Source organism: Alteromonas abrolhosensis, from assembly GCF_001953635.1.
In the GTDB taxonomy this organism is placed as follows: Bacteria; Pseudomonadota; Gammaproteobacteria; order Enterobacterales; family Alteromonadaceae; genus Alteromonas; species Alteromonas abrolhosensis.
This window is the reverse complement of record NZ_MEJH01000002.1, coordinates 256,734-282,218: the sequence shown is the minus strand read 5'-3', so window position 1 is coordinate 282,218 and position 25,485 is coordinate 256,734. Positions and strand designations below refer to the sequence as shown.

The 25,485-nt window shown below is 45.9% G+C and carries 21 protein-coding genes; 8 read left to right on the top strand and 13 right to left on the bottom strand.

Translation table 11 applies throughout. From position 1 onward, the window contains the following. Positions 1 to 28 precede the first annotated feature (28 nt). Positions 29 to 946: a type II secretion system protein GspC gene (gspC, locus tag BGK61_RS01175; RefSeq protein WP_061486815.1), complete on the bottom strand. Its 918-nt coding sequence runs from the start codon at positions 944 to 946 to the stop codon at positions 29 to 31. 129 nt (positions 947 to 1,075) lie between these two features. Between gspC and hslR the strand changes: the two genes are divergently transcribed. The 5 genes from hslR (at position 1,076) to BGK61_RS01150 (ending at position 8,386) form a co-directional block, all read left to right on the top strand. Further along, complete coding sequence (hslR, locus tag BGK61_RS01170; protein ID WP_015000020.1) at positions 1,076 to 1,480, top strand: ribosome-associated heat shock protein Hsp15; 405 nt, start codon at positions 1,076 to 1,078, stop codon at positions 1,478 to 1,480. Positions 1,481 to 1,503: 23 nt separating this feature from the next. Then, positions 1,504 to 2,403, top strand: a complete 900-nt coding sequence (gene hslO, locus BGK61_RS01165) for an Hsp33 family molecular chaperone HslO (protein WP_076011999.1) — start codon at positions 1,504 to 1,506, stop codon at positions 2,401 to 2,403. A 446-nt stretch (positions 2,404 to 2,849) separates the two neighbouring features. Continuing rightward, positions 2,850 to 4,412: a phosphoenolpyruvate carboxykinase gene (locus BGK61_RS01160; RefSeq protein WP_015000018.1), complete on the top strand. Its 1,563-nt coding sequence runs from the start codon at positions 2,850 to 2,852 to the stop codon at positions 4,410 to 4,412. Between the two features lie 243 nt (positions 4,413 to 4,655). Beyond that, positions 4,656 to 7,073: a TIM-barrel domain-containing protein gene (locus BGK61_RS01155; RefSeq protein ID WP_108721580.1), complete on the top strand. Its 2,418-nt coding sequence runs from the start codon at positions 4,656 to 4,658 to the stop codon at positions 7,071 to 7,073. 140 nt (positions 7,074 to 7,213) lie between these two features. Continuing rightward, positions 7,214 to 8,386, top strand: coding sequence for an MFS transporter (locus BGK61_RS01150; RefSeq protein ID WP_076011998.1), 1,173 nt, complete (start codon positions 7,214 to 7,216; stop codon positions 8,384 to 8,386). 126 nt (positions 8,387 to 8,512) lie between these two features. On the opposite strand, the gene envZ is transcribed toward BGK61_RS01150, so the two are convergent. The 5 genes from envZ to BGK61_RS01125 form a co-directional block, all read right to left on the bottom strand. Continuing rightward, positions 8,513 to 9,847, bottom strand: coding sequence for a two-component system sensor histidine kinase EnvZ (envZ, locus tag BGK61_RS01145; protein WP_015000015.1), 1,335 nt, complete (start codon positions 9,845 to 9,847; stop codon positions 8,513 to 8,515). A 136-nt stretch (positions 9,848 to 9,983) separates the two neighbouring features. After that, on the bottom strand, positions 9,984 to 10,706 hold the full coding sequence (gene ompR / locus BGK61_RS01140; protein ID WP_014951298.1) for an osmolarity response regulator transcription factor OmpR: 723 nt from the start codon (positions 10,704 to 10,706) through the stop codon (positions 9,984 to 9,986). Positions 10,707 to 11,025: 319 nt separating this feature from the next. Next, a complete protein-coding gene (locus BGK61_RS01135) occupies positions 11,026 to 12,162 on the bottom strand; it encodes a DUF2855 family protein (protein ID WP_076012891.1) in 1,137 nt (378 codons plus the stop codon). A 128-nt stretch (positions 12,163 to 12,290) separates the two neighbouring features. Beyond that, positions 12,291 to 13,196 (bottom strand): phosphoribulokinase, encoded by a 906-nt coding sequence (locus BGK61_RS01130; protein WP_015000013.1) that lies wholly within the window; start codon positions 13,194 to 13,196, stop codon positions 12,291 to 12,293. A gap of 122 nt (positions 13,197 to 13,318) precedes the next feature. Further along, a complete protein-coding gene (locus tag BGK61_RS01125; protein WP_076012892.1) occupies positions 13,319 to 14,254 on the bottom strand; it encodes an ion transporter in 936 nt (311 codons plus the stop codon). Positions 14,255 to 14,457: 203 nt separating this feature from the next. On the opposite strand from BGK61_RS01125, the gene BGK61_RS01120 reads away from it, so the two are divergent. Next, entirely contained in the window at positions 14,458 to 15,171 is a 714-nt protein-coding gene (locus tag BGK61_RS01120) for a sugar-binding protein (protein ID WP_411454919.1), read from the top strand. 94 nt (positions 15,172 to 15,265) lie between these two features. On the opposite strand, the gene purD is transcribed toward BGK61_RS01120, so the two are convergent. The 6 genes from purD to prmA all read right to left on the bottom strand — a co-directional run bounded on the left by purD (position 15,266) and on the right by prmA (position 22,003). Next, positions 15,266 to 16,558, bottom strand: a complete 1,293-nt coding sequence (purD, locus tag BGK61_RS01115; protein WP_015000010.1) for a phosphoribosylamine--glycine ligase — start codon at positions 16,556 to 16,558, stop codon at positions 15,266 to 15,268. Positions 16,559 to 16,585: 27 nt separating this feature from the next. Further along, positions 16,586 to 17,401, bottom strand: coding sequence for a class I SAM-dependent methyltransferase (locus tag BGK61_RS01110; RefSeq protein WP_076011915.1), 816 nt, complete (start codon positions 17,399 to 17,401; stop codon positions 16,586 to 16,588). A 349-nt stretch (positions 17,402 to 17,750) separates the two neighbouring features. After that, a complete protein-coding gene (gene purH, locus BGK61_RS01105; protein WP_015000008.1) occupies positions 17,751 to 19,349 on the bottom strand; it encodes a bifunctional phosphoribosylaminoimidazolecarboxamide formyltransferase/IMP cyclohydrolase in 1,599 nt (532 codons plus the stop codon). A gap of 82 nt (positions 19,350 to 19,431) precedes the next feature. Next, positions 19,432 to 19,725, bottom strand: a complete 294-nt coding sequence (gene fis / locus BGK61_RS01100; protein ID WP_012520109.1) for a DNA-binding transcriptional regulator Fis — start codon at positions 19,723 to 19,725, stop codon at positions 19,432 to 19,434. 30 nt (positions 19,726 to 19,755) lie between these two features. Then, complete coding sequence (dusB, locus tag BGK61_RS01095; protein ID WP_015000007.1) at positions 19,756 to 20,754, bottom strand: tRNA dihydrouridine synthase DusB; 999 nt, start codon at positions 20,752 to 20,754, stop codon at positions 19,756 to 19,758. A gap of 370 nt (positions 20,755 to 21,124) precedes the next feature. Next, positions 21,125 to 22,003, bottom strand: a complete 879-nt coding sequence (prmA, locus tag BGK61_RS01090; RefSeq protein ID WP_015000006.1) for a 50S ribosomal protein L11 methyltransferase — start codon at positions 22,001 to 22,003, stop codon at positions 21,125 to 21,127. A 291-nt stretch (positions 22,004 to 22,294) separates the two neighbouring features. Between prmA and BGK61_RS01085 the strand changes: the two genes are divergently transcribed. Both BGK61_RS01085 and BGK61_RS01080 read left to right on the top strand, forming a co-directional pair. After that, positions 22,295 to 23,056: a substrate-binding periplasmic protein gene (locus BGK61_RS01085; protein ID WP_076011914.1), complete on the top strand. Its 762-nt coding sequence runs from the start codon at positions 22,295 to 22,297 to the stop codon at positions 23,054 to 23,056. Positions 23,057 to 23,198: 142 nt separating this feature from the next. Then, positions 23,199 to 24,818, top strand: a complete 1,620-nt coding sequence (locus BGK61_RS01080; RefSeq protein ID WP_076011913.1) for an amidase — start codon at positions 23,199 to 23,201, stop codon at positions 24,816 to 24,818. 157 nt (positions 24,819 to 24,975) lie between these two features. Here the strand turns inward: BGK61_RS01080 and BGK61_RS01075 are convergent, their stop codons facing one another. Further along, positions 24,976 to 25,269, bottom strand: coding sequence for a high-potential iron-sulfur protein (locus BGK61_RS01075; protein ID WP_014951285.1), 294 nt, complete (start codon positions 25,267 to 25,269; stop codon positions 24,976 to 24,978). Positions 25,270 to 25,485 lie beyond the last annotated feature (216 nt).

The window sequence follows — 25,485 nt, the reverse complement described above, 5'->3', positions numbered from 1 at the left end:
CAACAAAATAGCGCTGTTACCGCTGCTGTCACGATTCAGGTAAATCTAGGTAAAGCGTGGTTAAGCTGCCATCTCGAATAATCGTTAATTCTATTGTTTGTGCATTGCGTAGCTCAGACAGTGCCTCTTGCGATTGCTGCAAGTCGGTAAGGTCTAGCCCGTTAATTTGTGTAATGACATCGCCAGCCTGAAGCCCTGCCGATTTAAATAATTCAGGTTCTTTGCCAGGACTTACTTGATAACCAATAAGCTGGCCTTCTTCGGTTTTTGGCGATATTGAAATAAAGTCTGTGAAGTTAGCGGGGCGTTCTCGCAGAGCAGCGGTTGCTTCTAGCGCTTCTTCGCTAAGCTCAACTGTATCTTCTTCCTCTTCCTGCGGCTCAGGTCGGTTTCTCGCTTGCATTTCACGGCGACGATTAGCTTCATCGTAATCAATTCCGTCAAGCATCAGGGTTTCGTTTCTTACCCCGTTCTTAATAATAACGCGATCGTTATACACCTTTTGCAACGTGGCGTTGGTGTCTTCAATCTTTTCACCTAAACCATATACTGCTTGGCTGCCGCGATTTTCTATAATAGCGGTGCCCGCTTCCTGCTCTGAACTGGCAACAACGCCGGTCAGGGTCAAATTTAAGCGTGTCTCTGGCGCGTCAGTAACTTCGGCTACCGGTTCCGCGGGTTTAGCCGCTGCATTACCAAACAGATTCAACTGTTGTATTTTGGCAATGTTGACCCCATTTTGGCCTGACGACGAAGAAATAACCGGAGCACGGCTTACTGTGGGTGTCGCAGATAGTTGAGGTTCGGGTATAATTCGCCACACGAGTTTGGCAGCAAATGCAATTAAATACAGGCTGAGCAGAACCACTACGATGGTATGTAGCTGTTTTTGATGCTGGTTCAGATAAACAACCAGAGATTGTGGGTTGGGTTTATTGAATGTCATGCTGCCACTGATGGTACTGCTTTATTATAATATAGTGAATTTTTGGTTAACCGCGCTTTAGCAAACCCATAATAGCCTAGTAAAGGTGAGGGTCACAACACTAAAGCCACACCATTACGAAAATATTACATGAGCCAATCGGATAGCAACAATACAACACAAAATGTCAGGCTGGACAAGTGGCTATGGGCTGCAAGGTTCTTTAAGACCCGCGCAATAGCAAGAGACATGGTGCAGTCGGGAAAAGTCCAGTACAACGGGCAAAGAGCCAAACCTGGCAAGCATGTAGAGCTTGGCGCCATGATTAAAGTTCCCTCAGGATGGGATAATCGTGAAATTAAGGTGCTAGGCTTAAGCGACAAGCGATTGAGCGCGCCTTTGGCGCAAGCGCTGTTCGAAGAGACGGTTGAAAGTGTAACAAAACGTGAAGAAAACCAAGCTGCGCGCAAAATGAACGCATTTCACAGCCCTAAACCAGATCATAGACCTGATAAAAAGCAGCGACGACAGATTATTAAATTTAAGCAGCAATAGTGAGCTGCTCAACAGGATTACTTATGAGCGATTTCGATAAATTACACCGCTTCTTATTTACCCAAGCTAACGTCCGTGGCGAATTAGTTCGTCTTGATGAGAGCTTAACGCAAATTGTGCACAGCTATGAATACCCTGTGCAAATTCAAACATTGTTAAGTGAAATGGCGGCAGCGACGTCATTGTTAACGGCAACGCTTAAGTTTAAAGGTGAAATTTCACTTCAAATTCAAAGTAAAGGCCCGGTAAGTTACGCGGTATTAAACGCCACTCACGAACAAACGCTTCGCGGTGTAGCTCGCTGGGACGAGACATTAGAAACATTACCTGAAACGTTCTCAGAGCTTTTGTCTCAGGCGGTATTGGTCATTACTATCACTCCAGATGAAGGCGAACGTTACCAGGGCGTTGTAGCATTGGATAAACCTTCACTTTCAGAATGTATTGAGAGTTACTTTGCTCAGTCAGAGCAGCTAGCAACTAGCGTTCACTTGATGACAGATCTAAGCGATCCAGAACACGCAAAAGCGTCGGGTGTGTTGCTTCAGGTATTACCTACCGATGCCAGCGCTACCGATGTGTCGCAAGCCAATGAGTTTGCTCATATCACTAAGCTTACTCAAACATTGACCAAAGAAGAGATGTTTTCTTTGTCGGTTGAAGACATTTTATATCGTCTTTACCACCAAGAAGATGTGGAAGTGTACCCAGCTAAAGACGTAACCTTCGCTTGCTCATGCTCAAAGGAGCGCAGCGCAGAAGCACTTCGTCATGTTGAGAAGTCTGAACTTCATGCAATTATTGCTGAAGAAGGCGCGATCAAAATGAATTGTCAGTATTGTCATACCGAATATTGCTTCGATAGTATCGACGTAGAGGCCATTCACAGCGGCAACTTCGACGCACCGTCTTCAAATCAGTAACTACATATTTACTGCTTTATTAAAGCGCCTTCATTCGAAGGTGCTTTTTTGTATCTGAGCTCCTCAAAACATACATCGACGGGTTTGTTCAACACTTCACTTGTGGTTAAAAATTGCTCATCTGTAAGTGTTTAACTTTTCTACACAGTTCAATCTTTCTTTTATTCCTGTACTAGTGAAAGTTTTCATCTCTTCTTTCGAAAGAAAACTGTCATGTTTTATTTTGAAATTCATCGATCAATATAGGTTTTCTACGCCTTATTTTTGCATTTATATCCAAGGAAAAGGCTTTCCTTGTAATTAATTTACAATATTTATGAAATTCCGTTGTAAGAAATAGTGAGTATGTGTTTTATAAATGCTTGCTAGGCCTTGTTTACATTACACTCTAAGAGGTGATACTTTTTTGAAAGTGCTTTTGAAAAATTACATATAGGGTAACAGCCATGACCGCAGCAGCCTCAATTCAAACGGATCTGAAAGTAACGCCACTCACCGACCTGCCAAATGCAGAACTTATCGAGCGCGCCGTAAAGCGCGGCGAAGGTGTCCTCGATAAAAACGGTGCGCTAGTCGTTGAAACCGGAAAACGTACAGGTCGCTCTCCAAACGATAGATTCATCGTTAAAGAGCCTACGACAGAAAACGACATTGATTGGGGCAAGGTAAACAAGCCTTTTGATTCTGATAAATTCGATGCGCTGTGGGATCGCGTTGAAGCTTACCTGTCTACCCAAGAACACTTTCTTTCACACCTTCAAGTGGGCTCAGACCCTGAACATGCCTTGTGGCTAGAAGTAAGAACGCAAACTGCGTGGCAGCATGTTTTTGCTCGTAACCTTTTTATTATCCCAGAGCAGTGGAATGTTAAAGGCGACCAGCCTTGGCAAATTCTGAATGTACCTGGTTTCACCTGTGAGCCAGAGCGTGACGGTACAAACAGCGACGGCACAGTTATCATCAACTTCGCGAAAAAACGCGTATTGCTTGCGGGCATGCGTTACGCGGGTGAAATGAAAAAAGCCATGTTCTCAGTGCAAAACTTCCTGCTTCCGGCAAAAGACGTGCTACCTATGCACTGTTCAGCCAACGTGGGTGAAGAAGGCGATGTGACCTTGTTCTTTGGTCTTTCAGGTACTGGCAAAACAACACTTTCAGCCGATCCTAAGCGTTTCTTGATTGGTGATGACGAGCACGGCTGGGCACCAGGTAGCGTATTTAATATCGAAGGCGGTTGTTACGCTAAATGTATCGACCTATCTCAAAAGAACGAGCCTGTAATTTGGAATGCTATCAAGTTTGGTACCATCCTAGAAAACGTAGTGCTTGATGAAACACGCACGCCAGATTATACCGACACGTCGTTAACCCAAAACTCACGTGCGGCCTACCCGCTTTCGCACATTGAAAAGCGCGTTGCTGAAAACCGAGGTGGTGAACCTCGCTCAGTCGTATTTTTGACCTGCGACGTAAGTGGCGTATTGCCTCCTGTTTCAGTGCTAAGTGAAGAAGCTGCGGCGTATCACTTCCTAAGCGGTTACACAGCGAAAGTAGGCTCTACTGAAATTGGTTCTACTAGCGATATCGAGTCAACCTTCTCAACGTGTTTTGGTGCGCCTTTCTTCCCGCGTCCAGCAGGCGTGTATGCAGAGCTTCTGATTAAACGTGTTAAAGCGTTCGGCGCTAAGGTTTACTTGGTTAATACCGGTTGGACAGGCGGCCCTTACGGCACAGGTAGCCGTTTTGATATCCCCACTACGCGCGCTATCATCGATGCGATTGTATCGGGTAACTTGGCTGATGTTGAAACCCAGCACATTGACGCGTTAAACCTAGATGTGCCAGTGGCGGTAGACGGTGTAGACAGCAATTTGCTTGTGCCTCAGAACACGTGGGCTGACAAAGAGAAGTACAACGAATACGCCGCTAACTTAGTTAACGACTTTAAACAGAATTTTGAAAAGTATGACGTTAGCGACGCTATCGTTAAAGCCGGACCGGGTAACTAATACCCCGTTCGCCCCTTCCCAACGTTCATCACACTCAACGTGATTGATGTTTTGCCCGCACCGTGTTGCGGGCTTTTTTATGCCTGAACACTAATAGCGCCCTGCCTGTTAACATTTTTCACACAATGAATACGTATGTTTATTTAAGTCGTTACTGCCTGCCGTTATCATTTACTTAACATAATTAGGTTTTCAGTGTGTGCATGGGCTGTACAAAGCTGAAACGAAAAGAAAGGTTTTAGCATGACGAAAAGGCACAAGCGATTTACTCTACCAGCCACTTTATTATCTGCTTTGGCGCTAACCTCAGGCGGTGTTTTTGCCGATGTTGAAAAGTTCTCGTTACAAGGCAATGCCCTTCACATTGATACCAACACTAATGATTTCACGGTAACGGTGATAGGAAACAACAGCTTTCAGGTTACTTTTTTAACGAATGACAGCGGTAAGCCTTATGTAAATTTACCGTCTATGGCATTACCTGACGATGCTGCTTCCAATAAGCTTGATATAAACGTGTCAGAAACCCCAAACTCCATCACGCTAACTTACAAGGATATTTCTGCAAGCATTGATAAGCAAAGTCACCTAATAAGCTATGCACTTAACAGTGAAGTTGTTGCTAAAGAACGCGGTGGCCTTTCTATATCCGATGAAGGTGTGCGTTTGTCGTTCACGCTTGATGAAAAAGAAAAACTCTACGGTGGCGGCCAGCGCGTTTTAGGTATGGATCGTCGTGGTCATAGCATGCCGCTATATAACAAAGCACACTATGGCTACACCACGTCTTCAAATCAGATGTACTTTGGCTTGTCGGCTGTGATGTCGTCAAAAAATTACAGCGTATTGTTCGATAACACCGCTTCTGGTGAACTAGATATTGGCAAAACGAACGGCGACGAGTTGCTATTTAAGGCACAAGGCGGCCGTGCTAGCTACATCATGGTGTTGGGTGAAAATTTAGAAGACACGGTTACGAATACCGTAGCAGTTACGGGAAAACAGCCGCTTCCTCCACGCTGGCTATTAGGTAACTTTGCGTCTCGATTTGGCTATAAATCTCAAAATGAAGTTATGGATGTCATCGATGCCTTTAATACGCAAGATATTCCCGTTGATGCCGTAGTGCTCGATTTATATTGGTTTGGCAAAGACATTAAGGGGCACATGGGGAATCTAAGCTGGGACGCCGGCACTTTCCCTGAGCCCGAGAAAATGATTAGTGAGCTACGCGCTCAAGACGTGAAAACCGTGCTGATAACAGAGCCTTTTATTCTTACGACGTCAAAACAATGGGAAAGCGCCGTTGCCAATAATGCCCTTGCTCAAAACGATAACGGTGCGCCGTATACCTTCGATTTTTATTTTGGCAATACCGGCATTGTTGATGTGTTCAGTGAAGCGGGTCAAGATTGGTTTTGGCAATACTATGAAAAGCTTGCTGCACAGGGCGTTGCTGGCTGGTGGGGCGACTTGGGCGAGCCTGAAGTGCACCCTGATGATATTCAGCACATGTGGCAGTCTACAAAAGTAAGCGGCGCAGAAGTGCACAATGCTTACGGTCATCAGTGGGCGAAAACCCTGTATAACAATTTAACTGCGCTACAACCCGACACGCGTCCGTTCGTGCTGATGCGTTCAGGCTTTTTGGGCAGTCAACGATACGGCATGGTGCCGTGGACAGGCGATGTGAGTCGAAGTTGGGGCGGACTTAAACCTCAGGTAGAGTTGGCACTTCAAATGAGTGTTTTTGGAATGGCGTATACCCATTCCGACTTAGGTGGGTTTGCTGGAGGCGAAATCTTTGATCCTGAGCTTTATACAAGATGGCTTCAGTTCGGTACCTTTTCACCGGTATTTAGGCCTCATGCTCAAGATAATATTGCGCCAGAGCCAATTTTCCACGCCGATCCCGTAAAGTCTATTGCGCGCAAGTTTATCCAACTTCGCTACGACATGCTGCCTTACAACTATTCACTTGCCTTTGAAAATGCGCTTTACGGCACGCCATTAATGCGCCCGTTAGCTATGGCGTATGGTGAACGCGATTGGTTTGAAAATGCAGACAGTTATCTGTGGGGCGATGGTCTGTTAGTTTCGCCTGTGACTAGCGCTAACCAAACGGTGTGGCCGACCAAGTTGCCTGAAGGCGTATGGTTTGATTTTTTCTCTGATACGAAATACCAAGGTGGTCAAACCGTTAACTACCCGCTAAGCCAAGATAATTTCCCGGTGTGGGTAAAAGCAGGAAGCTTTATGCCAATGGCTGACGGGCTTAGCCGCACAGAGCAGTTTGATGCCCGTAAAATAGAAATGCATTACTGGCATGACAATTCAGTGAATTCATCTTCATATACTTATTACGAGGATGACGGCAAAAATCCAGCGCCTGTCAAAAAAGGCTTATATACAAAGCTACTTCTTAATGCGTCAGTAGACGATAAGGCCGCATTAACCCTGACGCTTGATAGTGAAGGCAGCTATATAGGTATGCCTAAGCAGCGAGATATCACTTACATCGTGCATGGTTTAAGCGAAAAACCACAGAGCGTTTCACTTGATGGCAGGAGCGTGCCTGTAATGTGGGATGAAAAAGGGAAAACGCTTTCACTTGCAATTTCTTGCGATTATCAGCAATCTGTAAAGGTAGTGATTATGTGATAATTAAGGGCTGCTGTTCTTTCTTGCACAGTAAAAGTCAGCGCCCTCAAAAGGTTCACTTTGTGGTCAAGGGCATAACTACGCTGTGCCCTCACGCCTAAATCGGATGTCTTTCTAATGATATCAGCCATGGAGCCTAAATGAGCCGACTTCCTGCCACCATCGTTATTTTCGCTGGTTTTTTTCTAATTGGTAAATTGTTTCTCTTGTGGGGAATATTACTGCCAGATATTGCAGCCGATTTGCAAATGTCTGAAGTAGTCAGTGGCGCACTTTTTTCGCTTTTCTCTGTAGGCATGATGTTAGGCGCTGTGATTGGTGGCAAGTATGCCAGTCGCTTCGAATATATGCCGCTATTAGCCTCGTTATTCAGTATGAATACGGCGTTGTTGCTGCTTGTGTCAGTGCTTACCGCTTGGCAATGGTTTTTGGTGTTAGCGGTATTAATAGGTGTGGTGAGCTCAACAATATTTACTATTGGCCACACGCTTATTGCACGAATGTACGCAGAAAAGCGCTTTACTATGATGGGCTTAATGGACTTTATGTTCAGTTTAGGAACGTTTGCGGCGTCGTTCTTTGTAACACTGTTATACCTTGTTGAGCACAACTGGCGCTTACCTATTCAGGTGTTGGCAGGCGTTATGATTTTGCTTTCGTGCTACGCATTTATTGCGGCGCGCTCTCAGGCAAAAGTACTTAAAGGTCAGCCAAAAGCACCTAAAAAGACCTTGGCATTTGGGGTCATTATCAAGCAGCCCGTTTTCATATTTCTAACTTTGCTAACCTTTGGCTATGGTGCCGTAGAGTTCGGTAACGCGAACTGGTTTGTAAGCTATGCGCAAAACGGCTTAGGCTTTACTGGTGAGCAGTCGAGAAACTTATTGGCGTTCTTTACCGCTGGTATGGTGATAAGCCGCCTTACCTTCCCCTTTTTACTGCGATTTGTATCGGTGCACCGCATGATTGTGCTTATGGCAACAGCATCGCTAGCGGGTGTATTCGCACTGAAGTTAATGCCTTCATTTTACGGGATTGGTGCTGGTAATTTACTGCTTGGCTTAGGGCTAGGTGGGCTCTTCCCACTAGCACTTTCTGCTGCAATGAATATCGACAGTGACAACGGCCCCGTACTTTCTGGTATTTCAATTATCGGTAACTCTACAGGTGTTCAAGTGGCATCGTTTTCTACCGGACTATGGGCGAACTTCGCGCCACTTACTACAGCGTTTTGGGTGATCCCGCTTGGCGGCTGCGTGCTGTGGTTGGCATCATATGGATACAGCCGAAAAATTAAGTACCACAGAAGTTAAGGTTATTGAATTACGCGCAGAGTTTGTAAGCGACTACTTTGATATTAGGAAAAGTCAGATGTTGTTGGGGCAGGCGGAACGGAATACGCACAAGTCCCCAATTCAAATCACCTGAGTAAGCTGTATTTAATCTTTTTGGTGTAGGTGGGGCAGATAAGGTAGATAAAACTCTGCGACTAAGCCTTGTTGAGGATGATTTCTTAATGTCACCTCGCCGTCGTGAGCTTCAACAATACGCCTTATTATGGCAAGACCTAAGCCTGAGCCTGACGAGTTACGCGCCTTATCCCCCTGTGCAAACGGCATAAATACACTGTCGAGTTCCGCTTCCGGTATACCCGGGCCGAAGTCACGTACCTTGCAATACACGCGCTTTTCGTGGCGATTGTAAAAGCTGCTAATCGCAATATCGTCCGAGCCGTATTTGAAGGCGTTTTCGATGAGATTATCGATCACGCGTTTCATTGCAATTCGTCGTAGCGACAACGGAGGAATGGCGTTAAGTTTAAGTTCAATGTGGTGCTTATCGTCTAAATGTCTGGCTTGTACCAGTTCTGCAATAATCGCGTTTAAATCGGTTTCTTGAGTGACTTCTTCGGTGTCGTAGCGCGCATAGTCAATGAACTGGTCGATGATGGCGTTCATGTCTTCTATGTCATTTACAATGCCATCTTTAATCCAGTCTTGATCTTCTGGCAGCATTTCTGAGGCAAGGCGAATACGGGTAAGCGGTGTGCGCAAGTCGTGAGAAATACCTGCTGTCATGATATTTCGGTCATTCTCAAGCTGCTTTATACCTTGATTCATGCGGTTAAACGCCCGAGTAACCTGAATCATTTCGGTGCTGCCTTGTTCGCGAAGCGGCGCCGGGTGCTCGCCTTTACCCACCGCTATTGCTGCTTTTTGCAGGGCTGACAACGGGCGAGTCATGCGTCTTACAAACAACCAGCCGCCGGCCACACTTAATATACCAATTACCATCAAGTACATAGTGAGAGGGGATATATTCGCTTCGTTAAGTCCTGAAATAGGAATAGAGATCCACGTGTCTGGGTAGCGGTTCAGGGATATCCACACAATGTAAGGTGCATTTTCATCACTGGCCTGCGTGGTAGTGCTAATACGTACATCAGCAAGTTGCCTGAGTTGCTCGCTAACCTGAGAAGAAATATAGCTATAGTATACGGCGCTTTCTAATCCATTCTGTTTGGCAACGCTTTCGTCAAAGACCTGCACCTGTGTTTTTTGAAAATAGCGGTCTCGGGTCTCTTGGTTAGTCACCAGCAAGTCGTTGGCGAGCACAGATTTAACTTGGGTGGCCAATAAGCTGTTAATTTGTTGGTAACTGGGCTGAATAAAGTAATAGGTAACAGAGATGTAGGACACAATCTGATTAATAAGCAACAACACGCCAATAAGCATGACGGTTTGGCCAAATGCACTTTTGGGAATTAAACGCATAACATGCCGTCGCTTTGAATCATAAGCCAGTGTTTGGAATGGCAGTAGGTAAACGCATAATTAGGAGTCATGAGTAAACATACTTCATTTGCGCACTGGCAAAGACGGGAAGAGCCCGCCGTATCAGCCATAGGTGCTAAACTTGTTCGCCATCAGGCACGAATACGTACCCCAATCCCCATACTGTTTGAATATAGCGAGGGTTGGCAGGGTCTTCTTCAAGCATTCTTCGTAAGCGCGAAACCTGAACGTCAATACTGCGCTCTAGTGCACTGTAGTCGCGACCACGCGCTAGGTTCATCAGTTTGTCTCGCGACAATGGCTCGCGGGGGTGAGTAACCAGAGATTTTAATACTGCAAACTCGCCGCTTGTCAGTGTTAAAGGTGTATCGCCAGCTGTCATCTCACGGGTGGCGAGGTTCAGCTTGTAATTGCCAAATTCCACAATTTGCACATCTTTAGACGGCGCGCCCGGCGCTTCGCTGCTGCGTCTGCGCAATACCGCTTTAGCACGCGCTAGTAGCTCGCGTGGGTTAAATGGCTTAGGCAAATAATCGTCTGCACCCATTTCAAGGCCGATAATACGGTCAACTTCATCGCCTTTTGCAGTAAGCATAATAATGGGCATGTCGTTTTCTTGCTGGCGCAATCGGCGGCAAATAGACAAGCCGTCTTCACCAGGTAGCATAAGGTCCAAAACCATAAGGTGAAAATTCTCGCGCTCTAGCAGTCTGTCCATTTGTTCTGCGTTAGCCGCACTGCGTACTTGATAGCCCTGTTCGAGTAAATAGCGCTCTAATAGGCTGCGCAGACGCATGTCATCATCAACAACGAGAATTTTAGAGGTTTCCTGACCCATACTCATACCTTTCGTTTTACTTTTGTTTCACTATAACCACAAGATGTGAAATACAAAAGCGAGAAAATCGTAAAAGGCAGGGGATGTTTGTTACAAATAGTGTCTAGGTCTGTCGAACTTGCATGTAAAGAAAGTTCCAGAAAGAGCCAGCAAAGGCCCAGTAAAAGCCCAGTAAAAGCCCAGCAGACTCCAACGAGGAGGAAGCCATTACGCTTTTCTCCCCACTGAGCTTATAGTGAACTGCGTATTGGTAAGAAGCTTTATAACGTAGGCGCTGTTACAACCCTCCATCAGCTAAAGTCGTATCCCTAAAGAGGCACTAATCAAAGGTGACGACGTTAAGCGCTTTCGTGGGCGCCGACCCGTTAAGGGTTTCTAAATATAACTGTGTTATAGCATCAGTCCCGCTGTGCGACTGCTCGTAGAACTGATCGCTCACTTTCTCTGCGAAGCGTTTCCATGCACTGGCGTATTTTGCTAAGAATGCCTCGTGCCCCCATTCTTGCTGTCGCAGTTTCACGCGCGCTGGTGCGAAAAAGATCTCTGCATTGAGCAGTTTTGGATTGGGTTTCTCTTGGGCTTTCCAGTCTGTCGCACCAATGAGTGTAACGTCGCCTAAGCTATCGCCAAGTTGCTTGATAAGGTTATTAATCAGTGTCCCGTTGGCGGCGAAATCAAGCAGCCAGTAGCGCGCATCGCTGCTATTACCTTCGCTACTTAGGGCTGAAAGTTCGTCATAACTATACACTTCGTCGTAGCAGCCAGAGGCTTTTACCATATCCACATTCTGTTTCGAGGTTAACCCAACCACCTTATAGCTTGCGTCTCGTGACGCTTTTTGGTCTTTAAGCAGTTGCGCCGTACCCAACGCGGTTTTACTCGAAGCGCTCGACAACAGTAAGGTTTCATTGTTTGCTTTCTCTGCCACATAGTCATCGAGCACAAACGAAGTCATATAAAGGGGTCTAAAATTAAGTTGCCATGCTTCGCGGTTTTTGTCGTAGCCGGGGTCGGCGGCACAGCGAAGATATTGATCGTAAACAGGGCTAATGCTCTTCCGTTTTTCGTGGATGTCTGAAAAACCGTGAGGGGCAACTTTTCCAGCTTTTATCACCCAATGGCTAGCCATAGGCAGGTAGCCGAACACCTTTTCACCTACCTTGATATCCCTATGACAAGACGCCTTAACGGTAGCGAAGCCCCAAACGGGCACAATACCGAAGCCATGTGCTTCATCAACGTCTTTATCACTTTTTGCTGGGAAAAAGCCCCAATAGCCCATTTTAAAGCCCAGCGCGGCATACGTGATGTTGTTAGCAGAAAAGCCAAAGCTGTCCGTTTCAAGCAATACTTCGTCTTGCTGTAAGTCGCTGATGCTTATATCGCGGGTAACAACGTTAGTGTTGGCAAGGTTTTGCTGGTCTACCCAAATCTGTTGGCTTTTAATTGTGGTCATAATAGGGGCCTGCTGTGTCAAAAACTAAATCAAGAATGATTCCGAATAGAACCTAGATTGACGCAGGGCATGAGCCATTACGACTTACTGTTTTAAATATATGCCTATAGAAGCGGTGTATATTGGGTTTACTCGTCGCTACTTAGCCAGTCCATTTGATGACCAGCTCTGCGCTTTTTATTCAATATGTCTTCAAGGAGAGGAGTCAAAATGAGTTCCATGGCTAAGCCCATCTTTCCGCCGGGTACAACCAAGGTGTTGATGCGAGACATAAACGCGCCGTCGATCATTTGAAGTAGATAGGGGTAATCGACAGTCTTCATTTCGCGCCTAAAGCGCACTACCACGAAACTCTCATCTTGGGTCGGAATTTCCCGGGCGCTGAATGGGTTCGAGGTATCAACGGTGGGCACGCGCTGAAAGTTAACGTGAGTGCGTGAAAATTGCGGCGTGATGTAGTGGAAGTAGTCGTCTAGGCCTCGCACGATACTGCTCATTACCGCTTCACGAGAGTGCCCTCGGTCAGTGGTATCGCGAACAATTTTTTGGATCCATTCTAAGTTTACAATCGGCACCATGCCGACCAATAAATCTACGTGCTTAGCAACGTCATTTTCTTCCGTTTTGACGCCGCCGTGCAGGCCCTCATAGAACAGTAAATCGGTGTTTTGGGGTAAATCTTGCCAAGGTGTAAAGGTGCCGGGCATTTGGTTAAACGGTACGGCTTCATCAAAGGTGTGAAGATATTGCCTGAACTGGCCTGTACCTGAGCTGCCGTATTCCCTAAACAGGGATTCCAAGAGTTCGAAGTCGTTGGCTTTAGGGCCAAAGTAGCTGATATGTCTGCCTTGTTCTTGGGCTTTGCGAATTTCTACTTCCATTTCAGGGCGGGTAAAACGGTGAAAACTATCGCCTCCCACCACTGCAGCATTAACACTTAAGTTCCTGAAAATATGGCGAATAGCATTGGTCGTGGTAGTAGTACCCGCGCCAGAAGAACCTGTTATAGCAATAATAGGATGTTTGACAGACATAGGAATTCTTTTTGGAAATGACGGGTACTAGTTATAAGCTGATGCGCGCTAAGAATCAAGGGGACGTACGCGAGTTCAGTGCTCAGTTCATAATAAGAATTTGTATTTGAACCTACGCCAAATCAATCGTCTAGCCCTTTGTGATGGTGCTGTAATAGACGCACAATTAACTTTGCTTCTTCCTCGTCTAAATCTAGTAGCGCTCGCACGTGCTCTAAGTGGTGCACATCATGCTCACTTAGCTTCCCATCGTCCAAAACGCTACGCACTGTATCTTTAAATCGATCGCGTTTTAGTTGCATTTGTGCGGTATAGCTCGATGACAAAATACCCGCTGGTAGGGCGTAGAAACAAATGCCCATAATGGTAATAAGTCCACCAAATACTTTACCTAGCGCAGTAACGGGAACGGCGTCGCCATAACCTACTGTCGTTAGCGTAACCAGGGCCCACCATAGCGAAGCGGGAATACTACTGAAGACGTTGGGTTGTGCGGCGTGTTCGATATAGTAAATGCAGGTAGCCGCAATAACGGTAAACAGAATCAGCACGCTTAACGCAGCAACAAGACTATGAGCTTCATTGCGTAAAACCGTGGCAAGGGTTTGTATTGAGCGTGAGTAACGGCCAATTTTTAAGATTCGCATTACCCGAAAAACTCGCAATATGCGCAAATCAAACGCTACAAATACGCTTAAGTAAAAAGGCAAAATAGCCATTAAGTCGATTAAAGCCATGGGGCTTTTAATGTAGGCCCAGCGCTTTTGCCATGTTGATGTTTGGGCACGGGTAGGGCGGTTAGGGGCTGATGCGCTACTGTATACGCGAAGGAAGTACTCTGCGGTAAAAATAAGTACAGAAGCCACTTCGATAATATGAAGTTCGTATCGCCAAATAGCAGGGATACCCGGTACCGTTTCCAGCATCATGGCAACGACATTTACAATAATTAACGCGATCAGGAATATATCAAACAGCTTGCTAAGCTTTTTGTATTCGTGGGCTTCGCTAGCGGGAGTCAGGATGTGATAGCACGCGTTTCTAAATGACATAGCCAAAATGGTAAGAGAACGAATGACCTTTTTATACCAATTACTGCACCAAATTGGTAATGCTTCTAACTAAGGTGCGTTGCATCGTACTATTTCAAGCGCAGCTGGGCGCGAAACGTGGTAATTTAAATCGCAAGTAACCTAACAAAGAGCGTATTCAATTGAAAAGTAAACAACCCCTAGTTACTTCACTGACTTTAGCACTGTTTATGACGTCATCTATTCCCGCGGCATTAGCGAAGTCTGATAGCGTACGCTTTATTTCAACGCCCCCCGTAATCGATGGCGTAGCCAACGACGCAGCATGGGAAGAGGGCGACTGGCAGGAAATGACGTCTCTTATGTGGGGCACAGCACCTGAGCCCAGCGATTTTTCTGGTAGATATAAGCTCCGCTGGAACAAGGATGCGTTATACCTGCTGGCAGAAATACAAGACGATCACCTTTCCGACACCTACGCTAACCCGCTTGAGCGTTACTGGGATGATGATTGTTTAGAGATTTTTATTGATGCTGATGCTTCTGGTGGCGATCATCTCAATAACTACAACGCGTTTGCCTATCACCTGGCGCTAGACAATCAGGTTGTTGATATCGGCCCCAATAAGGCGGGAGAGGCGGTACCGCAGTTATACAACGACCATGTTGAAAATAAGTGGCAACGTGATACTCAAGCGCCTTACAAGGTTTATTGGGAAGCGGCGGTGCGTGTATATGATGACAGTTATCAGCATGGAAACGATAATTCGCCAGTAGCCTTAAAAGAAGGCATGACACTGGGCTTTATGTTGGCCTACTGTGATGCTGATGGCGGAGACAGAGAGCATTTCTTAGGTTCCCATGAGATTACGCCAATAAGTGGTGATAAAAACCTGGGGTACAAAGATGCGTCTGTGTTTGGGAAAGTGACTTTAACTAAATAGTGATGGCGTTATATTCGCCACTATTTTTTTAGAAAATTAACGAGTATTAAAAAAACGCGGCATCATGCCGCGTTTTTTATACTTTATGTTTCGATTACTTCGCTTCAGCTTCGCGCGCAATTGCACGGTGTGCAATATCAGTACGATAGTACACATCTTTAAACCGAATGGTCTTAAGCAATTCATACGCTTTTTGCTGAGCTTCGGTAACATTGTTACCCAAAGCAGTAGCACAGAGCACACGGCCACCTGCGGTAACCACATCACCGTCTTGAAGGGCGGTACCTGCGTGGAAAACCTTTCCGTCTAATTTAGCGGCGTCTTCGAAACCGGTAATCACGTCACCCTTATCATAGCTGCCTGGATAGCCGCCAGCGGCAAGCACAACACCTACCGACGCGCGCTCATCAAACTCAATCGTTTTACCAGCAAGTTCGCCTTTGCATGCAGCTTGGCAAAGTGGAACCAAATCAGACTTTAAGCGCAGCATGATCGGCTGGGTTTCCGGGTCGCCAAAGCGGCAGTTGTACTCGATTACCTTTGGAGTGCCATCAGCCATAATCATAAGGCCAGCATATAAAAAGCCTACGTAGTCGTTACCTTCAGCAGCCATGCCATTAACCGTTGGCATAATCACTTCTTGCATAATACGGTCGTGAATATCTGGCGTTACCACCGGAGCTGGTGAATAAGCACCCATACCGCCTGTGTTTGGCCCTTTGTCACCGTCAGCAGCACGCTTGTGGTCTTGGCTGGTGGCAAAAGGTAGTACGTTCTTACCGTCTACCATAACAATAAACGATGCTTCTTCACCGTCTAAGAACTCTTCAATAACCACGCGGCTACCCGCTTCGCCAAACGCATTGCCTGCCAGCATGTCGCGAATAGCGTCTTCAGCTTCTTCAAGGGTCATCGCAACAATAACGCCTTTACCGGCAGCCAAGCCGTCAGCTTTTACTACAATTGGCGCACCTTTCTCGCGCACATAGGCAATGGCTGGGTCAATTTCTGTGAAATTTTGATACTCAGCAGTAGGAATATTGTGACGAGCCAAGAAGTCTTTGGTAAATGCCTTTGAACCCTCTAGCTGCGCAGCAGCTTGAGTGGGACCAAAAATCATTAAACCTGCGTTAGTGAACGCATCTACAACACCTGCAACTAGCGGCGCTTCTGGGCCTACGATAGTAAGCTCAACATCATTGCCTTGTGCAAAAGAAACCAAGCCAGCAATATCGTTAACATCAATAGCCACGTTCTCAAGCTTAGGCTCTGTAGCCGTACCGGCATTACCAGGCGCTACAAATACTGTTGAAACATCAGAAGACTGCGCTGCTTTAAACGCTAACGCGTGTTCGCGGCCACCGCCGCCAATTACAAGTACGTTCATTAATTGTTCCGTTTTGAGTGTTTAATTTTATGATTTTGGTTTGGTGAATTTTAGCGTCATGCGATTGCTCTCGCCAATCGCCATGTATTTTTCACGATCTTGATCATCTAGCGCCAAACGTGGAGGTAGCGTCCACACACCTTTCGGGTGGTCTGCTGTATCCAGTGGGTTTGCGTTAACATCGCTGCTTGCTTCGAGCACAAAGCCTGCTTTTTCAGCGGCAGCTACTACGTAAGAGCGCTTCATATAGCCGCTTTTCTTCATAGCTTCATCATCTGCGCTTTCCGGTAGTTCATGTTCAACTACGCCCAGTACGCCACCTGGCTTAAGCGCTTTGAAAAATGCGCCAAATGCATTGTCGATACCCTCGTCACCGTGACGCATGTACCAATTGTGAACATTGCGAAAGGTTAGCACCATGTCCGCGCTACCTGCTTCGCTAATATCTAATGCTTTAATTGGGTCGAATGCAGTAAGCTCGGCACCTTCGTACTTCATGCCAGGCTTCATGTTTTCTTTAAAGCCTTCTACTGATTTCTTATAGTAGCCGCTGGTTTCATGATCGACGTAGAAATGGGCGGCAACGTATTTACCATTGTCTTTTACCACAGAATAAAGGATATCGGCATACCAACCACCACCAGGTGAAACTTCTACCACGGTCATGTCTGGAGTAAGGCCAAAGAAGCGCAGTGTTTGTTGAGGGTTACGGTACTCATCGCGTACTTTTGCGCTAGCAGAGCGAATATCGCTCATTGCGGCATCAGAAATGGCATCTGCGCTGGCATAGGTAGCAGTCACTCCGAGGGTTGCGGCTAACACATATTGGGCTAACTTTTTCATTCTTATTTCCTTTTTCTGTCGAGGGTAATTATCTGTGCGGACTGGTATAACATATCATTTATTGGTAACACTATTACTACAAATTACCACAAGTCAGATCACGCTTATCAGCTAACCCTTAATTGCATGTACGCCTTAACAGAATAGCTCGTAACTATTTCGCAACTATGTCGCTTAGCTATAGTGTCCACTATGGCGATGCAAATTCGCTAGAACATGCGTAATAGAAGGATTAAAGGAAAACGACAAGCACGCAGCAAAGTCACAAAATGCTCCTTTGCTGCGTGATTAACTTAGTTGTTGGTGTCCCTCACTAAGCCTGCACTAATAGATATTGCGTAAATACCTATTAGTGGCGGAAGTGACGCATGCCGGTGAACACCATGGCAATGCCGTGTTCGTCAGCGGCGTCAATGACTTCCTGGTCGCGCATAGAGCCGCCTGGCTGAATTACTGCTTTAATACCTGCTTCAGCCGCAGCGTCGATACCGTCGCGGAATGGGAAGAAAGCGTCAGATGCCATGACAGAGCCTGCTACTTCAAGGTTCTCGTCGGCAGCTTTAATACCCGCAATTTTCGCAGAATAAACGCGGCTCATTTGGCCTGCGCCTACGCCCACTGTCATGCCGTCTTTGCAGTAAACAATTGCGTTAGACTTCACGTACTTTGCTACCTTCCAGCAGAACATAAGGTCGCGTAGTTCTTCTTCGCTTGGCTTACGCTTAGTCACAACTTCTAGGTCTTCCATTTCAACCATGCCGAAGTCGCGCTCTTGTACTAATAAACCGCCGTTTACGCGCTTAAAGTCATAACCTTCAGTTAGCTGACCAGCCCAATCGCCACACGCTAGAAGACGTACGTTTTTCTTCGCACTTACTACTTCTTTCGCTTCATCGCTTACTGTCGGCGCAATAATTACTTCCACAAATTGACGGTCGACAATCGCTTGCGCTGTTTTCGCATCAAGCTCGCGGTTAAATGCGATAATGCCGCCAAATGCAGACGTAGGGTCAGTTTTAAACGCGCGGTCATAGGCACTTAAAATATCTTCGCCAATCGCTACACCACATGGGTTAGCGTGCTTAACGATTACACATGCTGGCTCTTCGAATTCTTTCACGCACTCAAGGGCTGCATCGGTATCAGCGATATTGTTAAACGAAAGCTCTTTACCTTGAAGCTGGGTAGCAGTGGCAACAGACGCCTCTTGAATGTTGTTTTCAACATAGAAAGCCGCTTCCTGGTGGCTGTTTTCACCGTAGCGAAGGTCTTGCTTCTTGGTCAGCTGCATGTTGTAGGTACGTGGGAATTCACTGTGCTGATGATCACAGTCTGCTTCACAACCTGTGCTATCTAAACGGGCACCAAAGTAGTTTGCAATCATGCCGTCGTATTCAGCTGTGTGTTCAAACGCCTTAATAGCAAGGTCAAAACGGGTGTTGTACGTTAATGAACCGTTGTTGTCGTTCATTTCAGCAAGTACGCGAGAGTAGTCAGACGCATTAACCACAATAGTCACATCTTTATGGTTTTTCGCTGCAGCGCGCACCATGGTTGGCCCACCGATATCGATATTTTCAATCGCATCTTCCAGTGTACAGTCTTCGTTTGCCACGGTAGCAGCAAACGGGTAAAGGTTAACCACCACAAGATCGATAGGCGCAATGTTGTGTTCTTCCATCACCGCTTCATCGGTACCGCGACGACCAAGGATACCGCCATGAATTTTCGGGTGAAGAGTTTTAACGCGGCCAGCCATAATTTCTGGGTGACCTGTGTGATCAGACACTTCTTTCACAGGTAAGCCAGCGTCGGCGAGTAGTTTCGCAGTACCGCCCGTCGACAGAAGTTCTACGCCAGCGTTATGCAGCGCTGTCGCGAAATCGAGGATACCGGTTTTATCAGAGACACTAAGGAGAGCACGTTTAATTGGTTTTGGTGTTTGCATAAATTTTAAGTTTCTAATGTTGTAGTGTTGAAACAAAAAGAGCACCGATTGGTGCTCTTTGGTGGGCAAAGCCCTTGGAATCTTAGTTCATGCCGTATTGCTTAAGCTTCTTGCGAAGTGTGCCACGGTTGATGCCCATCATGATGGCAGCGCGGGTTTGATTGCCGCGTGTGTAAGTCATGACTTCTTCTAGCAGCGGCGCTTCAACTTCAGCCAGTACCATTTCGTACAGGTTATCGATGTTTGCGTTATCCAATTGCTTAAGGTACTTGTTAACCGCTTGCTTTACAGAGTCACGCAGTGGCTTTTGAGCTTGCGTTTGTGAAGGCGTAGTTACTGTAGTAGTAAAAGGTGAAGTCACGTTTTGATCGAACATAATACTGTGTTGCTCTTAAGTTAGTCATCACTATGCTGCGGGAGAAATCTGTCGGGTTTCTCGTGTCTGCAGCGCTTGAAAATATGCATTTAGTGCATCGAGTTGCTCAGTCGCATCATCGATAGCGTTAAACGTTTTACGAAACTGACGATCCGTATCGTGCTCCGCGAGATACCAGCCCACGTGCTTACGGGCAATTCTTACACCGGCTATGTCGCCATAAAAGTCTTGCACATTAGTTACGTGCTCATGCAAGAGTTTATATAGCTCTGACAGCGGCGGTGCCGGTAGGTTCTCGCCCGTTTCAAGATAATGTTGGATTTGCTTAAATATCCAAGGCTTACCTTGCGCGCCGCGACCTATCATTACGCCATCTGCACCAGTGTAATTCAGCACCTCTTGTGCTTTCTCAGGAGAAGTAATATCACCATTTGCAATAACAGGAATTGAAATTGCCGCCTTTATTTGACGTATGGTGCTGTATTCCGCTTCTCCTTTATACATACAAGCTCGGGTTCTGCCGTGAACAGCAAGCGACTGTATGCCGTTTTGCTCTGCAATGCGGGCAATCTCTACCCCATTGCGATTTTCTGGGTTCCAGCCGGTACGAATTTTCAGTGTCACGGGTACATCAACAGCATTAACTACTGCTTTAATAATCGCTTCCACTGTGTCTGGGTATTGAAGCAGCGCAGAACCTGCAAGCTTCTTATTGACCTTCTTAGCAGGACAACCCATATTGATGTCGATGATTTGCGCACCGTTCTCAACATTAAATTGTGCTGCTTGAGCCATAAGCTCAGGATCAGCCCCAGCTATCTGTACAGAGCGAATGCCTTCTTCACCCTCATGATTCATACGCGCCTGTGATTTGGCTGTGTTCCAAACTTTCGGATTACTTGAAAGCATTTCTGAAACAACAAGGCCTGCACCTAAGCGCTTACAAAGTTGGCGAAACGGTCTGTCTGTTACGCCAGCCATGGGGGCCAACATCAAATTGTTTTCTAACTCGTAAGGTCCAATTCGCATTGTAAAATGTATAGCTCGCCATCTAAAACTGCACAGAAAATATACACCCGGCTAAAACGGGGCGCTAAGTGTACGTGTTTTCGCAAGGCTTGAAAAGGCTAAAAATCGCACAAAATTTCACTTCGTGGTCTTGACAGTGAAAAAAATCTGTCACATTAGTAAGCTAACGTCGTTTTTTAGTTTAAATATTGTACGAAAGTCTTACAGCCCCCGATTTGAAAGGGCTGTAATGTGAAAAAAATTAACAATTAATTAGGCGGTGACGTTCTTCGTCGTACAAAATTTCGTCGCAAATTTGAGGTGGTTTACCGTGAACGCACCGATCTGACTAGGTGTAATTTTCACCACCTAGTTAGTTTATCGCTCAATCTTAACGTTTTTTGCCCGACACTCTCGCCCATTCACCATCTATAGCGCTGGGTTCAAGAGTAATATCGTTTGCATAAGCTTCTTCAATTCGCGTGACTTGTTCAGCCAATATGCCGGAAAGGACTAACAAACCGCCTGATTTGCAGTAGTTTGTAATAACGCTTTGAAGTTCTAGTAATGGACCTGACAAGATATTCGCCATCACCACATCGGCTTCAAGCTCAGGTTGGTCTTCAGGAAGGTATACATCCAAACGGTCTTCAACACCGTTGCGGCGCGCATTTTCTTTCGTCGCTTGAAGGGCTTGTGGGTCGATATCAATACCGATAACGCGCTTCGCACCCAATTTCAACGCAGCAAGCGCTAATATTCCTGAGCCACAGCCAAAATCGACAACGGTTTTATCTGTCATTTCTATGCCGTCTAGCCAGCGCAAGCAAAGCGCTGTGGTAGGGTGAGTGCCGGTACCAAAAGCAAGCCCAGGATCTAGCATTACGTTAACGGCGTTTGGATCGGGAACATCGCGCCAGCTTGGGCATATCCACAAGCGCTCGCCAAACTGCATAGGATGGAAGTTATCCATCCACTCTCGCTCCCAGTCTTTGTCCTCAAGTGGCTCAAGCTTATATTTAAAATCTGGACCAAGGACTTTGGCTTTACCCAAGCGCTGCAGGATGCCTTTCATATCGGCATCAGCTTCAAATAAGCCGACTACTTGTGTATCGGGCCACAGTAACACTTCACCCGGCTTGGGCTCGTACATGGGAGTGTCTTTCGCATCCACATAGGTAACTGCTTGTGAGCCGTTTGCTGTAAGCATGTCACCTATTGATTCTGCATGTTCAGAAGAGGTATTAATTCGAAGTTGTAGCCAAGCCATATTTATCAATCGTTGAGACCTTTAACCATTATTGTACCTTTGCTTGGCAGTAAACAAAATGCAGGCAGGCGAAAAGCTTTAAGTAAATCAGAACGGCGGCGCTCTTAAAGGCATGGTCAAATCGTATAGCTTTGGTCCGCAACAGGCTTACAGATACCAAATATAGCTAGGTGCTTACTTAATTACGTCAACCACAACAAAAACTAACCTTTTGTCGACTGGTGAAATTCTAATATAAGTTTATATTATGAAGTGAGTATCGTTTAATTTATGGTCTGGTTCATCTGTCGTATGCGCGCACTTTTATCTGCTGTTTGTTTACTGTGTTTTATCATACCGCTTAGCGCGAAAGAGCTAGATGTTGTGGTTGGCTGGAACAAGCCGCCTTATGTTATTTCACAAGAACACACCGGCTTTGAAGTCGATTTGGTGCGGGCGATCCTTGCTGAAATGGGATATGGGTTATCGCCTATCTATGTTCCTTTCGGGCGTACGGCTAGACTATTGAAAGACAATGCCGTAGATATAGGATTGACCCTTAACCCTGCCCATAATGTCGAAGTAGCAATTCTCTCTGAGCCATACATTATTTACCAAAATGTGGCTGTGACGCGTGCTGATAGAGAACTGACTATAAATAGTATCGACGATTTAAAAGATAAGAGCGTTATCGCTTTTCAAACCGCCCAGTCGGTTCTTGGAGAGGATTTCGGCCAAACACTGGCGTCGCAACCTACCTATATAGAAATGGCACGTCAAGACCGCCAAGTGGATATGCTTATGCGTGGTAGCGTTGATGTAGCTATCCTAGATAGAAACATTTTTAATTATTTCAAATCTGAAAATGGCACTTACTCTCAAGATAAGACCGTCTTTCATGAGTTATTTCCCATCTCAGCGTACAGTGCGGCGATCCCTGACCCAGAGCTAAGAGCTAAATTTAACGCTACGCTTCGTCTTTTTATTGAAGATGGGCGGTATCAATTACTACTTGATGAGTACAAGCTCGACAATCTCCTTCACAAGCTTCCCAATGCAAATGTTGCTAACTAGATATTAACTTTATTGTCTAGACAGTGAACTATTTCTGATTCAACGTATAAGAAACTAACACTACATTGGTGCGAGTTTTGTTCTGTAGCAAAGTTAATCTTCGCTAAAACAAGCACTAGAACTATGCGTTAAGGAAGAACCTATGCTCAAACGGTGGTATTTACTGGCTATTGTTGTGCTATGCACTGCATGCGCGTCACAAGCAAATCTTAATAATGACATCGAACAATGGCTGGATAAGCCTGCCCATATTCAAGCGCAAGCCATTGCAAGTGGTCATACTACCTCTGCTGAAATCGTCAGCGGTTATCTTGCCCGCATTAAACAGCTAGATACAAAGGTTAATAGCATCTTAGCGCTTAACCCTAACGCGCTGACCGAAGCGAAAGCCATCGACAAAAAAATAGCGAGCGGTGAAACACTTGGCCCTCTGGCTGGCATCCCAGTTCTGTTGAAAGATAATATCGAAAGTACAGAAATGCCCACCACTGCAGGCTCAATGGCGCTGCTCAATAACGATACCGGTCGCAATGCGTTTATTGTGGAAAAACTGAAAGCAGCTGGGGCAATTATATTGGGTAAAACCAACTTGTCTGAGTGGGCTAACTTTCGTTCAGAGTCGTCGGTGAGTGGCTGGAGCGCTGTGGGTGGGCTTACCCGAAACCCACATATACTATCAAGAAGTGCGTGTGGCTCGTCATCGGGTTCAGGGGCGGCAATGTCGCTTCGTTTTGCGTCTCTTGCTGTGGGCACTGAAACCAATGGTTCTATTATATGTCCCGCGTCTATAAACGGTGTAGTAGGCTTTAAACCAACAGTGGGTTTACTTTCTAGAACTCACATAGTGCCTATATCTTTCAGTCAAGACACCGCGGGACCAATGACATCTAACGTTCAAGATGCCTGGCTGATGACGTCAATTATGGCAGGCACAGATGCAAGCGATAACGCTACGCTAGATGCAGACTCTCATCGTCCAGCTATGCCCGCATCGTCCATGCTTGCTACCGATTTAAAAGGTAAGCGAATTGGTGTGGTTAGGTACCGCCAAGGCGATAATCCTCATGTACTCGCCGTATATGAAAAGGCGTTGAACCAGCTAAAAGCATCGGGCGCTACGTTGGTGGACATCAGTGACTTCTCTCAGCCAGATTCTTTTTGGGCCGACTCTTATAATGTTTTGCTTAGCGAGTTTCATCATAGCATCAACGAATACTTGTCGACGTCGCCAGCAGAGCTTCCTGCCAGGAACTTATCAGAGCTCATCGCGTTTAATAATAAAACAGAACGCGAGTTAGCGTTATTCGACCAAGATATATTCGAGAAGTCGCTCGCGTCGGCAGCCATTGACAGTGAAAAGTATCAAAATGCGCTGCGCCTTATTCAAGACACTGCAGGCAAGAACGGTATCGATACATTATTAGCAAAACACAACGTTGATATATTGGTTGCGCCCTCGAACAGTCCATCATTTCTTATTGACGGAGTATACGGCGATCATTCGCCAGCCGGCTTTATTGGTATAGGGTATTTGGCCGCCATCGCTGGTTATCCGCATCTCACAGTGCCCGCCGGACAAGTAAAAGATCTTCCTGTGGGAATTAGCTTTATTGGTGGTAAGTGGCAAGACGAAAGTGTTTTGAAAATAGGTCGAGTCTTTGAAGCAAAACACGGCTTCTTCATTAAGCCAGGTCTCCTGCCTACACGTTTTGACAACCCAGCGTTAAAAGGTATTGAAGATGGTCTTGGTGATGACCGCTAGTGGCAATTTTAAGCCCCAACTGAAACAAAAAAGCCCTTGATTGAACTCAAGGGCTTTAAATGTTGTTTACTTCTTTTCATGCGTAGACTGCAACTTAGATTACTCTCATTGCTTACATCACTTTGCACCACGCAAAAGAAGATATACCTCTGCTGGGTTAGCCTGGCTTTTTAACCCAAGCGCTACACCAGCCATCGGCATTAACCAGTTTGTTAGGGAAAATGTTACAAGGGCGGTGTTGTTCGCCATCGGCGCCTTGCACGTACATGCAGTTAGCACATTTTGCACCTTCAACAGTTGACGACGGTGTGTAGTTCAGAGCTTTTGCAGTTGGATCATCTGCACTCAACTGTTCTTGAGCCTGCGCACGTAACGCTACACCACCTAATGTAAGGCCGATAACCGTAGAGCCTGATAGCTTTAAAAAGTCACGGCGATTTACAGATTTCATAACATTCTCCTTAAGAGATAGAAACGATAATGATTCTTTTTTATTCAGTGCCTTAAACGCAAAAACCTGCCCAAAGAGGCAGGTTTTGTTTCATGTTTAAATACTATCTCTTTTTGAAAAAAGATCGAACGAAATGTCGCAAATTCGCTTGATCCAGATTAAATAAACGTCAGAGTACTGATGCTTGTCATTAAAAATAAGACCACTGAAGGGTTA